The 11,905-nt window shown below is 60.6% G+C and carries 11 protein-coding genes; 10 read left to right on the top strand and 1 reads right to left on the bottom strand.

Going from position 1 to position 11,905, the window contains the following annotated elements:
- The first annotated feature begins 95 nt into the window (after positions 1-95).
- The 5 genes from rpoZ to ACYZT8_RS29150 all read left to right on the top strand — a co-directional run bounded on the left by rpoZ (position 96) and on the right by ACYZT8_RS29150 (position 5,304).
- A complete protein-coding gene (rpoZ, locus tag ACYZT8_RS29130) occupies positions 96-359 on the top strand; it encodes a DNA-directed RNA polymerase subunit omega (protein ID WP_007894670.1) in 264 nt (87 codons plus the stop codon).
- 57 nt (positions 360-416) lie between these two features.
- Positions 417-2,522: a bifunctional GTP diphosphokinase/guanosine-3',5'-bis pyrophosphate 3'-pyrophosphohydrolase gene (gene spoT, locus ACYZT8_RS29135; protein ID WP_403099825.1), complete on the top strand. Its 2,106-nt coding sequence runs from the start codon at positions 417-419 to the stop codon at positions 2,520-2,522.
- A 24-nt stretch (positions 2,523-2,546) separates the two neighbouring features.
- Entirely contained in the window at positions 2,547-2,927 is a 381-nt protein-coding gene (locus tag ACYZT8_RS29140) for a RidA family protein (RefSeq protein ID WP_003229509.1), read from the top strand.
- A gap of 58 nt (positions 2,928-2,985) precedes the next feature.
- Positions 2,986-3,726 (top strand): hypothetical protein, encoded by a 741-nt coding sequence (locus tag ACYZT8_RS29145; protein ID WP_461977853.1) that lies wholly within the window; start codon positions 2,986-2,988, stop codon positions 3,724-3,726.
- Positions 3,727-4,035: 309 nt separating this feature from the next.
- The gene (locus ACYZT8_RS29150; protein WP_461973989.1) at positions 4,036-5,304 is read left to right on the top strand and encodes an IS110 family RNA-guided transposase; all 1,269 of its coding nucleotides are present in this window, start codon (positions 4,036-4,038) and stop codon (positions 5,302-5,304) included.
- Between the two features lie 109 nt (positions 5,305-5,413).
- Here ACYZT8_RS29150 and ACYZT8_RS29155 read toward each other — a convergent pair whose 3' ends face one another.
- Positions 5,414-6,271 (bottom strand): SDR family oxidoreductase, encoded by an 858-nt coding sequence (locus tag ACYZT8_RS29155; protein WP_461977855.1) that lies wholly within the window; start codon positions 6,269-6,271, stop codon positions 5,414-5,416.
- Positions 6,272-6,460: 189 nt separating this feature from the next.
- Here ACYZT8_RS29155 and exbB point away from each other — a divergent pair, with 189 nt between their 5' ends.
- The 5 genes from exbB (at position 6,461) to recG (ending at position 11,892) form a co-directional block, all read left to right on the top strand.
- Positions 6,461-7,429 carry a tonB-system energizer ExbB gene (gene exbB, locus ACYZT8_RS29160; protein WP_461977857.1) on the top strand — a complete coding sequence of 323 codons (969 nt, stop codon included), beginning with the start codon at positions 6,461-6,463 and terminating at the stop codon, positions 7,427-7,429.
- A gap of 6 nt (positions 7,430-7,435) precedes the next feature.
- Positions 7,436-7,864, top strand: a complete 429-nt coding sequence (gene exbD / locus ACYZT8_RS29165) for a TonB system transport protein ExbD (RefSeq protein WP_090177980.1) — start codon at positions 7,436-7,438, stop codon at positions 7,862-7,864.
- Positions 7,861-8,610, top strand: coding sequence for an energy transducer TonB family protein (locus tag ACYZT8_RS29170; RefSeq protein ID WP_461977860.1), 750 nt, complete (start codon positions 7,861-7,863; stop codon positions 8,608-8,610). Before exbD ends, ACYZT8_RS29170 begins: the two co-directional genes overlap by 4 nt.
- A 267-nt stretch (positions 8,611-8,877) precedes the next feature.
- A complete protein-coding gene (locus ACYZT8_RS29175) occupies positions 8,878-9,807 on the top strand; it encodes a LysR substrate-binding domain-containing protein (RefSeq protein WP_461956318.1) in 930 nt (309 codons plus the stop codon).
- Between the two features lie 9 nt (positions 9,808-9,816).
- Positions 9,817-11,892 (top strand): ATP-dependent DNA helicase RecG, encoded by a 2,076-nt coding sequence (gene recG / locus ACYZT8_RS29180; RefSeq protein ID WP_461977861.1) that lies wholly within the window; start codon positions 9,817-9,819, stop codon positions 11,890-11,892.
- Positions 11,893-11,905 lie beyond the last annotated feature (13 nt).

The following is an 11,905-nucleotide window of genomic DNA, read 5'->3' on the forward strand; positions in this document are numbered from 1 at the left end:
ATCAGCGCTTCCCTAATCGCTGGTGATTTTTTAAACTGTTCAGTCCGCTCGCCCACCCGGGCAGCGCGCATATTGCATTCGCTCCGAGGAATACCATGGCCCGCGTAACCGTTGAAGACTGCCTGAACCACGTGGAAAACCGTTTTGAACTGGTCATGCTGTCCACCAAGCGTGCCCGTCAACTGGCCACCGGCGGCAAAGAGCCACTGGTTCAGTGGGAAAACGACAAGCCTACCGTTGTAGCCTTGCGTGAAATCGCTGAAGGCCTGATGAGCTACGAGTTCATCGCCAATGCTGAAATCGTCGAAGACGAACCGCTGTTCGCAGCGTTCGAGGACGAGTCCAACGAGGCCGTCTAAGCCTATGCCTGGTCGACGTAGCACGGCGCGGGGTCACAGCGAACGGCAGGAGTTATCATGCCGAGCATAGACGCCCTCGCCGATCGCTTATCGACCTACCTCGGCAAGGACCAGGTCAACCTGGTCCGCCGAGCGTACTTCTACGCCGAACAAGCCCACGACGGCCAACGCCGCCGCAGTGGTGAGGCGTACGTCACGCATCCTCTTGCGGTGGCGAATATTCTTGCCGACATGCACATGGACCATCAGAGTCTGATGGCTGCGATGCTGCATGACGTGATCGAAGACACCGGTATTGCCAAGGAAGCGCTGCAAGCGCAGTTCGGCGAAACCGTGGCCGAACTGGTCGACGGGGTCAGCAAATTGACCCAGATGAACTTTGAGACCAAAGCCGAAGCCCAAGCCGAAAACTTCCAGAAAATGGCCATGGCCATGGCGCGCGACATTCGCGTGATCCTGGTCAAGCTCGCCGACCGCCTGCACAACATGCGCACGCTGGAAGTCCTGTCTGGTGAAAAGCGCCGACGGATCGCCAAGGAAACCCTGGAAATCTATGCGCCCATCGCCAACCGGCTGGGCATGCACGCCATCCGCATAGAATTCGAAGACCTCGGCTTCAAGGCGATGCACCCGATGCGTTCCGCGCGGATCAACCAGGCGGTCAAACGCGCCCGGGGCAACCGCAAGGAAATCGTCAACAAGATCGAAGAATCCCTCAGCCACTGCCTGGCCATCGATGGCATTCAGGGCGAGGTCAGCGGTCGCCAGAAACACCTCTACGGCATCTACAAGAAAATGCGCGGCAAGCGTCGGGCCTTCAACGAGATCATGGACGTGTATGCGTTCCGGATCATCGTCGACAAGGTCGATACCTGCTACCGCGTGTTGGGCGCTGTGCATAATTTGTACAAACCGTTGCCGGGGCGCTTCAAGGATTACATCGCGATCCCCAAGGCCAACGGCTATCAGTCGCTGCACACCACGTTGTTCGGCATGCACGGTGTTCCGATCGAGATCCAGATCCGCACCCGTGAAATGGAAGAGATGGCCAACAACGGCATCGCCGCCCATTGGCTGTACAAATCCAGCGGTGACGAGCAGCCAAAAGGCACTCACGCCCGCGCCCGTCAGTGGGTCAAAGGCGTGCTGGAGATGCAGCAACGGGCCGGCAACTCGCTGGAGTTCATCGAAAGCGTGAAGATCGACCTGTTCCCGGACGAGGTCTACGTGTTCACGCCCAAAGGCCGGATCATGGAGCTGCCCAAGGGCTCCACGGCGGTCGATTTCGCTTACGCGGTGCACACCGACGTGGGCAACAGCTGCATTGCATGCCGGATCAATCGTCGTCTCGCACCGCTGTCCGAACCGCTGCAAAGCGGCTCCACGGTCGAGATCGTCAGCGCTCCCGGCGCGCGGCCAAACCCGGCGTGGCTCAATTTCGTGGTCACCGGCAAGGCGCGGACCCACATCCGCCATGCGCTGAAACTGCAGCGCCGTTCCGAATCCATCAGCCTCGGCGAGCGCTTGCTGAATAAAGTGCTCAATGGTTTCGACAGCTCGCTTGAGAAAGTAGCGGCCGACCGGGTCAAGGCGATGCTCGCCGAATACCGTCTCGAACTGATCGAAGACTTGCTGGAAGACATCGGCCTGGGCAATCGCATGGCCTACGTGGTCGCGCGCCGTCTGCTCGGCGAAGGCGAACAGTTGCCAAGTCCGGAAGGCCCGCTGGCGATTCGCGGCACCGAAGGCCTGGTCCTCAGCTACGCCAAGTGCTGCACACCGATCCCGGGCGACCCGATTGTCGGTCACTTGTCTGCCGGCAAAGGCATGGTCGTGCACCTGGACAACTGCCGCAACATCAGCGAAATCCGCCATAACCCGGAAAAATGCATCCAGCTCTCGTGGGCCAAGGATGTCACCGGCGAATTCAACGTCGAGCTGCGCGTCGAACTGGAACACCAGCGCGGCCTGATCGCCCTGCTGGCCAGCAGCGTCAACGCGGCCGACGGCAATATCGAAAAAATCAGCATGGATGAACGCGATGGTCGCATCAGCGTGGTCCAACTGGTGGTCAGCGTGCACGACCGCGTGCATCTGGCCCGCGTGATCAAGAAACTTCGCGCACTGACCGGGGTGATTCGCATCACCCGCATGCGTGCCTAAGCCACCTATTACAAGGAGTCATTCATGACCAAGACTGTTATCACCAGCGACAAGGCCCCGGCCGCCATCGGTACTTACTCCCAGGCGATCAAGGCTGGCAACACCGTTTACATGTCGGGTCAAATTCCTCTGGACCCAAAAACCATGGAACTGGTTGAAGGCTTCGAAGCCCAGACCGTCCAGGTGTTCGAGAACCTCAAAGCCGTAGCCGAAGCTGCCGGTGGTTCGTTCAAGGACATCGTCAAACTGAACATCTTCCTCACCGACCTGAGCCACTTCGCCAAGGTCAACGAGATCATGGGCAAGTACTTTGACCAGCCATACCCTGCCCGCGCCGCCATCGGCGTAGCCGCCCTGCCAAAGGGTTCGCAGGTTGAAATGGATGCCATTCTGGTTATCGAGTAATACATCCGGCGCAGCCTTTTCAAGGTTGCGTCGACTTCGTTTCTGAAAGGATTCCACCATGCGCCAAGCGCTAGCTCTCTCGCTGGTCGCCCTACTCTTGGGCGGTTGTGCCAGCAACCCTGCCGACCGTGACATCAGCGGCACCTGGATCAATCAGGTGGCGATCGACGCTGCGTCCAAAGGCGGCCCCCTGCGTGAAGCGCTCCAGGCTTATGGCCCGAACCTGGAATGGGACGTCAACACCAAAGCCGGTCAGGCCCGCTACACCAATGGCTTTGAAAACGTGGACGGCAAGCTGCTGGGCGAAGAGTCCGGTGCCTGGAAAGTCGACTTTTACGGCAGCTCCGCCAGCGAACTGAAGCGTGACGGCAAGCAACTGAGCCAGACCGCCAGCGAAAACGAGCCGGACCAGGTCTTTGACCGTGCGCTGATTCCAGTGCCGGACGGCGCACCGATTGGCGCGAGCTTCGAACGCGCGCTGTACACCGCCTACATGGGCGGCAGCTGGAAAATCGTCAGCGGTCCGGGTGAAGGCAATACCGTGCAATTCCAGGCCGATGGCCAGGTTGCCGGCCTGCCGGGTGCCGATCGTTATGCCCTGTGCCTGGCGGGCGATTGCGCGTCGATGAGCGGCGGCAATGACAACATGTGGCTGCAAGTGAACGGCCAGGGCAATACCTGGATCTTTGCGCGCAAGGGCAAGGAACTGGAGATTGTGCAGGCGGTGAACACGGCGCAGGCGGATGAAATGCCTCAGTTCACGCCGGGTGATCGCAAGTGGTTGCTGGAAAAGCAGTAACTCGGCGCTAAAGGCCAACACAAAATCAATGTGGGAGCGAGCTTGCTCGCGATATAGGTAGTCCGTTCCTTTCTCTTCCATACTGACTTCGCTGGAAGTTCGCTGTCGGCGAGGAAGGAACATGCACCTGCGGGCTACGAATATGCTCGCGAAGCACTCGATGATTACGCCATCACCTTCGAGCCCACAGGTGCGCTTGCGCCCTCTAACGAATTCTCAGGGAAAGCCCGACACGGCTCTCTATATCGCCTTCGCTGGACGCAAGCATGCATGTCCCTGCATGTACTTTAGCGCCTGTGGAGGTGTTCCATGCAAACGCTCCTGTCTCAGAGGTTCACTGCTTATATCGGAATTGATTGGGCAGATGCCAAGCACGACATCTGTTTGCAGATAACTGGAGAGGCTCAGCGGAGTTTCGAGGTCATCGACCACAAGCCCGAGTCGATTGATCGCTGGGCCAAGTCGCTGCATCAACGTTACGGTGGCCCGATCGCGGTCGCCGTGGAGCTGAACAAAGGGCCACTGATAGCGGCTCTGCAAAAATATGAGTTTTTTTGTATCTTTCCGATCAATCCGAGCACCTTGGCCCGGCACCGTAAAACCTTCGTCCCCAGTGGCGCCAAGGATGATCCAACGGATGCTCAATGGGCGCTTGAGCTGTTGCTGAATCACCCAGAACGGTTTCCTCAACTGGTCCAGCAAAGCTCCGCCATGCGTTCGCTCGCCAGTCTGACCGAACATCGCCGTGGGCTGGTCGATGACCGGGTCAAGATCAGCAACCGTCTGGTCTGCATGCTCAAACAGTATTATCCGTTGGCTCTTGAGCTGTTTCATGACCATGACACGCTGGTTTTCTGTGAGTTTTTGGCGCGCTGGTCGACATTTGAAGTGCTTAAGCGCGCTCGGCCGGCCAGCGTTTTGAAGTTCCTTCACGCGCATAATGTTCGCCATGCTGAACTCAATCAGCAGCGTTTGGCGTTGATCACCAAAGCCATGCCGTTGACTGAAGATCCAGGCGTGGTCAGTCCTTCAGCGCTGTATGTGCTGGCCCTGGTCTCGCAACTGAAAGGGGTCATCACGGCGATCAAAGACTTTGATCGGGAGATCGAAAAAACCGCCAATACCCTGGCCGACTACCGCCTCTTCCAGGCCTTGCCCGGCGCGGGGCAGCAGCTTGCGCCACGGTTGATGGTGGCTTTTGGTGAGCAGCGAGATCGCTTCAAGGATGCCAGTTCGATGCAGCGATACGCCGGGATCGCACCGGTTACCGAACGTAGCGGCAAGAAAAAAGTCGTTCATTGGCGCTATCAATGCGCAACTTTTTTGCGCCAGACCTTTGTTGAGTGGGCTGCACACAGCATCAATCAATCGGTGTGGGCAGAAGCTTATTATCGCCAGCAAAGGGCCAAAGGCTGCTCTTACCAAGCCGCCCTCAGGGCCTTGGCGTTCAAGTGGATCCGGATCGTTTATCGGTGCTGGAAGACCAGCACCGTGTACGACGAAAAGGTTTATTTACAGGCCTTGCTCCGGCACGGCTCGCCGTTGACCAGCGAGCTGAACACAGCAAAATCGCGTTGACGGAAAGGCTCAGGGCGTGATGGCGGCATAACAGTCAACAATGATGTTGAATGTTACGGACTCATCGCGAGCAAGCTCGCTCCCACATTTTATTTGCGGTGACTGGAAGTCAGCAGCGGCCTTCTAGGATCGCAGCGTAGCCTTCGCGATAGGTTGGGTACTTCGGCGTCCAGCCTAAAGCCTTCGCCCTGGCATTACTGCACTGCTTGCTGCCCGTACGCCGTACGCTCGCGTCATCAGCCCATTCAGTCACGCCCAGATACTCACGCAACCAGCCCACCACTTCGGCCAGCGGCGCAGGCGCGTCGTCCACTCCGATATAGACGTCATCCAGCGCCACCCCGCGTCGATCCGCTTCAAGCAGGTAAGCCATCAACCCCGCCGCGTCGTCGGCGTGAATGCGGTTGCCATACAGCGGCGGGTCAACGGCCACGCGATAACCGCGACGAACCTGAGTCAGCAGCCATTCGCGGCCGGGGCCGTAAATGCCGGTCAGGCGCACGATGCTCGCCGGGATGCCGCTTTGCAGTGCGACTTGCTCCGCCTCAAGCATCAATCGACCCGAATAGCCTTCAGCAATGGTCGGCGAAGTCTCGTCGACCCACTCGCCATTCTGCTGGCCATACACACTGCTGCTGGAAACGAACAGCAAGCGATCGGGCACCTGTCCGTAGTCGCCCAGCCACTCAAGCACATGCTTCAAGCCCTGCACATAAGCCGCGCGATAACCGGCTTCATCGTGGTCGGTGGCGGCCGCGCAATACACCAGGTAGTCCACCGCACCGACCGGCCAGGTCTGCGGGCAGTCTTCATTAAACAAATCGCCAGCGACGCCAATGACTCCCTCGGGCAGACGCGAGACATCACGCCTCAGGCCATGAACCTCCCAGCCGGAAGCCACCAATTGCGTGGCCAGACGACTGCCGACATCACCACAACCGGCGATCAAAACAGAAGGCGCAGACATCAGAAAACTCCCATCAGAAAGGCACAGACTAGCGCCGGCACAGGACGAGCGGCTAGCAATGAAGGAAAAAAAGATACTCTATTACTTCTGTTAACAAGAATTACTTGCAATAATGCACGCCACTTTTGTTCTCGGCCTCACGAGGCCTGGAAGAACATTTACCGTCTTTTCCTTTCAGGTCCGGCCAGCATGACACGCAATCAATTCCCCGCTTCGCCTACCAAACGACCTCGCGCCTGGAGCGCAGTGGCCGCCCTGCTGCTCAGCCTGATGCTGGCACCGACCGCCGCTTTCGCTGACGCACAAGCACCTGCCACTCCGGCCGCCGCCGCTGCTCCAGCCCCGGCTGATCATGCTGCTCCCGCCGTGGCGCCAGTTGCAACCGACCCGACCCAGGCAATAGACGCCGAAGACGTTCCAGAAGTCCTCGAAACCGACAACACCCTCGGCATGGCCCACGACCTGTCGCCTTGGGGCATGTACCAGAACGCCGATATTATCGTGAAAATCGTGATGATTGGTCTGGCCATCGCTTCGATCATCACCTGGACCATCTGGATCGCCAAGGGCTTCGAGCTGATGGGCGCCAAGCGTCGTCTGCGCAGCGAAATCGTCCATCTGAAAAAAGCCACCACCCTTAGAGAAGCCAGCGCGACCGCCACCAAGCAAGGCACCCTCGCCAACCTGCTGGTGCATGACGCTCTGGAAGAGATGCGCTTGTCGGTCAACAGCCGCGAGAAAGAAGGCATCAAGGAACGTGTGGCCTTCCGTCTCGAGCGTCTCGTTGCAGCCTGCGGTCGCAACATGAGCAGCGGCACCGGCGTGCTCGCCACCATCGGCTCCACCGCGCCGTTCGTGGGCCTGTTCGGCACCGTGTGGGGCATCATGAACAGCTTTATCGGCATCGCCAAAACCCAGACCACCAACCTCGCCGTCGTGGCGCCCGGCATCGCCGAAGCCTTGCTGGCCACCGCGCTGGGCCTGGTTGCCGCGATTCCTGCGGTGGTGATCTACAACGTCTTCGCCCGCTCCATCGCCGGTTACAAGGCGCAAGTATCCGATGCCTCGGCTGAAGTCCTGCTGCTGGTCAGCCGTGACCTCGATCACCTGCCGACCACCGAGCGCTCCACGCAACCCCACGTGGTCAAAGTAGGGTAATCAGCCATGGGCTTGCATTTGAAAGAAGGCGCAGACGACGATCTGGCCGAGAACCACGAAATCAACGTCACGCCGTTCATCGACGTGATGCTGGTGCTGTTGATCATCTTCATGGTGGCGGCCCCGCTGGCCACCGTGGACATCAAGGTCGACCTGCCGGCTTCCAGCGCCAAACCGGCGCCGCGGCCGGAGAAACCGGTGTTCCTCAGCGTCAAGGCTGACCAGCGCCTTTACCTCGGCGAAGAAGAAGTGAAGGCCGAAGCACTCGGCGCCACCCTCGACGCCAGGACCAAAGGCAAGAAAGACACGACGATCTTCTTCCAGGCCGATAAAGGCGTGGATTACGGCGACCTGATGAGCGTGATGGACAACCTGCGCTCCGCCGGTTACCTGAAGGTCGGTCTGGTCGGGCTCGAGACGGCAGTCAAGAAATGATCACGACGCGCCATAAGCTGACGCGTTACAGCGGGAGCCTGGCCGTGGTGCTGGGCGTCCATGCGCTGGCCATTGCGCTGGCGATGAACTGGACCGCGCGCCCACCCATCGAGCTGCCTCCGCAGGCGATGATGGTCGAGTTGGCACCGGTTCCGGCCCCGCCACCGCCGGCACCGCCGAAGGTCATAACGCCGCCACAGCCACCGGCCCCGGTGGAAGAACTGCCGATCCCGAAACTGGCTGAAGTGCCGAAGGCCGAGATCGTCGTGCCGAAACCGGTCAAGCCCAAGCCGAAGCCTCAACCGCCCAAGCCTGTTGAGAAAAAGCCGGAGCCGCCGAAGGAGAAACCGTCCGAGGAGAAGCCTAGCGACGCGCAACCGACCCAGGCACCGACGGAGAAATCCGCGCAACCGGCTCCGGGTCCATCGCCAGCGCAACAGGCGGCCAAAGCCAGTTGGGAAGGCACCCTGCTCGCGCACTTGGGCAAGTACAAAAAGTACCCGGCGAGCGCACAGAATCGGGGCAAGCAAGGCACCAACCGCCTGCGCTTCATCGTTGATGGCGAAGGTAATGTGTTGTCGTACGAACTGGTGGGCCGTTCAGGCGTTGCCGATCTGGACCGGGCCACCCTGGAAATGATCCGCCTCGCCCAACCGCTGCCCAAGCCGCCGGCCGACATGCTGACCAATGGCACCATCGAAATTACGGCGCCGTTCCTGTACTCACTGGAAAAACGCCGACGCTAAAAGCACCACCGACCCAATGTGGGAGCGAGCCTGCTCGCGATAGCGGTTTAACAGTCAACGATGATGTTGAATGTGATGGCCTCATCGCGAGCAGGCTCGCTCCCACAGGGTTATGTGCAAAGCCACAGAGGCACCGAAAGGTGCCTTTTGCATATCTGCCTGCGGCAAACCGGCATTACCCAGTGTCACTCAGCACACTCAGTCTGATAACGTGCGTCTATCGATTGCAGCCGGTATGCTTGGCTCGCAACTTCATGGACGCTTGCTATGACTCTCACAGAATTACGCTACATCGTTACCCTCGCCCAAGAGCAGCATTTCGGCCATGCGGCCGAGCGTTGCCATGTCAGCCAGCCGACCCTGTCGGTGGGCGTGAAAAAGCTTGAAGACGAACTCGGTGTGCTGATTTTCGAGCGCAGCAAGAGTGCCGTGCGCCTGACCCCGGTCGGTGAAGGCATCGTTGCCCAGGCACAGAAAGTCCTGGAACAGGCCCAAGGCATTCGCGAATTGGCCCAGGCTGGCAAGAACCAGCTGACCGCGCCGCTGAAAGTCGGCGCGATCTACACCGTCGGCCCGTACCTGTTCCCGCACCTGATCCCGCAACTGCACCGGGTCGCCCCGCAGATGCCGTTGTACATCGAAGAAAACTTCACCCACGTGCTGCGCGACAAGCTGCGCAACGGCGAGCTCGACGCGATCATCATCGCCCTGCCGTTCAACGAAGCCGACGTCCTGACCTTGCAGCTCTACGACGAGCCGTTCTACGTCCTGATGCCGGCCCAGCACCCGTGGACGCAAAAGGAATCCATCGACGCCGCCCTGCTCAACGACAAGAGCCTGTTGCTGCTCGGCGAAGGCCACTGCTTCCGCGATCAAGTGCTGGAAGCCTGCCCGACCCTGGCCAAAGGCAATGACGGCGCCAAGCACACCACCGTGGAATCCAGCTCCCTGGAAACCATCCGCCACATGGTCGCGTCCGGCCTCGGCATTTCGATCCTGCCGCTGTCAGCAGTCGACAGCCACCACTACGCCCCCGGCATCATCGAAGTGCGCCCGCTGTCGCCACCGGTGCCGTTCCGCACCGTGGCCATCGCCTGGCGCGCGAGCTTCCCTCGCCCGAAAGCGATTGAAATCCTCGCTGACTCCATTCGCCTGTGCTCGGTGGCCAAGCCGCCCGCGCCGGTGGCTGCGGCTTAAGTCGCTGTCATGACCGAGTTGTCGCAAGTGTCGGTAACGGCACTCAAGGGTGTCGGCGAGGCCATGGCCGAGAAACTGGCCAAGGTCGGCCTGGAGAATCTCCAGGACGTGCTGTTCCACCTGCCGTTGCGCTATCAGGACCGCACTCGCGTGGTCCCGATCGGCCATTTGCGACCGGGGCAAGACGCTGTGATCGAAGGCACCGTCAGCGGCGCCGATGTGGTCATGGGCCGTCGCCGCAGCCTCGTCGTTCGCTTGCAGGACGGCACCGGTGGGCTCAGCCTGCGCTTCTACCACTTCAGCAACGCCCAGAAAGAAGGCCTCAAACGCGGCACGCGAATTCGCTGCTACGGCGAAGCGCGGCCCGGTGCGTCGGGGCTGGAAATCTATCACCCGGAATACCGCGCCATCACCGGCGACGAGCCACCGCCAGTCGATGAAACCCTGACCCCGGTCTACCCGCTCACCGAAGGCCTGACCCAGCAGCGCTTGCGCCAGTTGTGCATGCAGACCCTGACGATGCTCGGCCCCACCAGCCTGCCCGACTGGCTGCCGACCGAACTGGCACGGGACTATCAACTCGCGCCGCTGGCCGATGCTATCCGCTACCTGCATCACCCGCCCGCCGATGCCGACGTCGATGAACTCGCCCTCGGCCATCATTGGGCGCAGCATCGTCTGGCCTTCGAAGAACTGCTGACCCATCAACTGTCCCAGCAACGTCTGCGCGAAAGCATGCGTTCTCTGCGCGCACCGGCGATGCCGAAAGCCACCAAGCTGCCGGCCCAATACCTGGCCAACCTGGGCTTCACGCCAACCGGCGCCCAGCAGCGGGTCGGCAACGAAATCGCCTACGACCTCAGCCAGCACGAACCGATGCTGCGGCTCATTCAGGGCGACGTCGGCGCGGGTAAAACCGTAGTTGCCGCCCTCGCCGCGCTTCAGGCGCTGGAGGCCGGTTATCAGGTCGCTTTGATGGCGCCCACCGAAATCCTCGCCGAACAACACTTCATCACCTTCAAGCGCTGGCTCGAACCGCTGGGCATTGAAGTCGCGTGGCTGGCCGGCAAGCTCAAGGGCAAAAACCGCGTGGCCGCGCTGGAACAGATCGCCAACGGTGCGCCGATGGTGGTCGGTACGCACGCGCTGTTCCAGGACGAAGTGCAGTTCAAGAACCTCGCGCTGGCGATCATCGACGAACAGCACCGTTTCGGCGTGCAGCAGCGCCTGGCATTGCGCCAGAAAGGCGTTGGCGGCCGGATGTGTCCGCATCAGCTGATCATGACCGCCACGCCGATTCCGCGGACGCTGGCCATGAGCGCTTACGCCGACCTCGACACCTCGATCCTCGACGAACTGCCGCCCGGCCGAACCCCGGTCAACACTGTATTGGTCACCGATACAAGGCGCGTGGAAGTCATCGAACGGGTACGCGGCGCCTGTGCCGAAGGGCGTCAGGCCTATTGGGTGTGCACGCTGATTGAAGAATCGGAAGAGCTGACCTGTCAGGCCGCCGAAACCACTTACGAAGACCTCACCGCAGCGCTTGGCGAGTTGAAGGTCGGCCTGATCCACGGCCGCATGAAGCCCGTCGAGAAAGCCGCGGTCATGGCCGAATTCAAGGCCGGCAACCTGCAACTGCTGGTGGCCACCACCGTGATCGAAGTCGGCGTCGACGTCCCGAACGCCAGCCTGATGATCATCGAAAACCCCGAGCGCCTCGGCCTCGCGCAGCTACACCAATTGCGCGGCCGTGTCGGTCGAGGCAGCGCCGCCAGCCATTGCGTGCTGCTCTACCATCCGCCGCTGTCGCAGATCGGACGTCAACGCCTGGGCATCATGCGCGAGACCAACGACGGTTTTGTCATCGCTGAAAAAGACCTCGAACTGCGCGGCCCCGGCGAAATGCTCGGTACACGCCAGACCGGTCTACTGCAATTCAAGGTCGCCGACCTGATGCGCGACGCCGACTTGCTGCCCGCCGTGCGCGACGCCGCCCAGGCTTTGCTGGAACGCTGGCCGGACCACGTCAGCCCGTTGCTAGACCGCTGGCTGCGCCATGGGCAGCAATACGGCCAAGTGTGAGCACCGTCGCAGT

It is taken from the genome of Pseudomonas sp. LB3P93 (assembly GCF_054898025.1).

What these genes read in the sequence shown, in the direction of transcription:
- ACYZT8_RS29145 (WP_461977853.1), top strand. Translation starts at nt 2,986, where the DNA reads ATGCGCCAAGCGCTAGCTCTCTCGCTGGTCGCCCTACTCTTGGGCGGT.
- rpoZ (WP_007894670.1), top strand. Translation starts at nt 96, where the DNA reads ATGGCCCGCGTAACCGTTGAAGACTGCCTGAACCACGTGGAAAACCGT.
- ACYZT8_RS29140 (WP_003229509.1), top strand. Translation starts at nt 2,547, where the DNA reads ATGACCAAGACTGTTATCACCAGCGACAAGGCCCCGGCCGCCATCGGT.
- recG (WP_461977861.1), top strand. Translation starts at nt 9,817, where the DNA reads ATGACCGAGTTGTCGCAAGTGTCGGTAACGGCACTCAAGGGTGTCGGC.
- spoT (WP_403099825.1), top strand. Translation starts at nt 417, where the DNA reads ATGCCGAGCATAGACGCCCTCGCCGATCGCTTATCGACCTACCTCGGC.
- exbD (WP_090177980.1), top strand. Translation starts at nt 7,436, where the DNA reads ATGGGCTTGCATTTGAAAGAAGGCGCAGACGACGATCTGGCCGAGAAC.
- ACYZT8_RS29150 (WP_461973989.1), top strand. Translation starts at nt 4,036, where the DNA reads ATGCAAACGCTCCTGTCTCAGAGGTTCACTGCTTATATCGGAATTGAT.
- ACYZT8_RS29175 (WP_461956318.1), top strand. Translation starts at nt 8,878, where the DNA reads ATGACTCTCACAGAATTACGCTACATCGTTACCCTCGCCCAAGAGCAG.
- exbB (WP_461977857.1), top strand. Translation starts at nt 6,461, where the DNA reads ATGACACGCAATCAATTCCCCGCTTCGCCTACCAAACGACCTCGCGCC.
- ACYZT8_RS29170 (WP_461977860.1), top strand. Translation starts at nt 7,861, where the DNA reads ATGATCACGACGCGCCATAAGCTGACGCGTTACAGCGGGAGCCTGGCC.
- ACYZT8_RS29155 (WP_461977855.1), bottom strand. Translation starts at nt 6,271, where the DNA reads ATGTCTGCGCCTTCTGTTTTGATCGCCGGTTGTGGTGATGTCGGCAGT.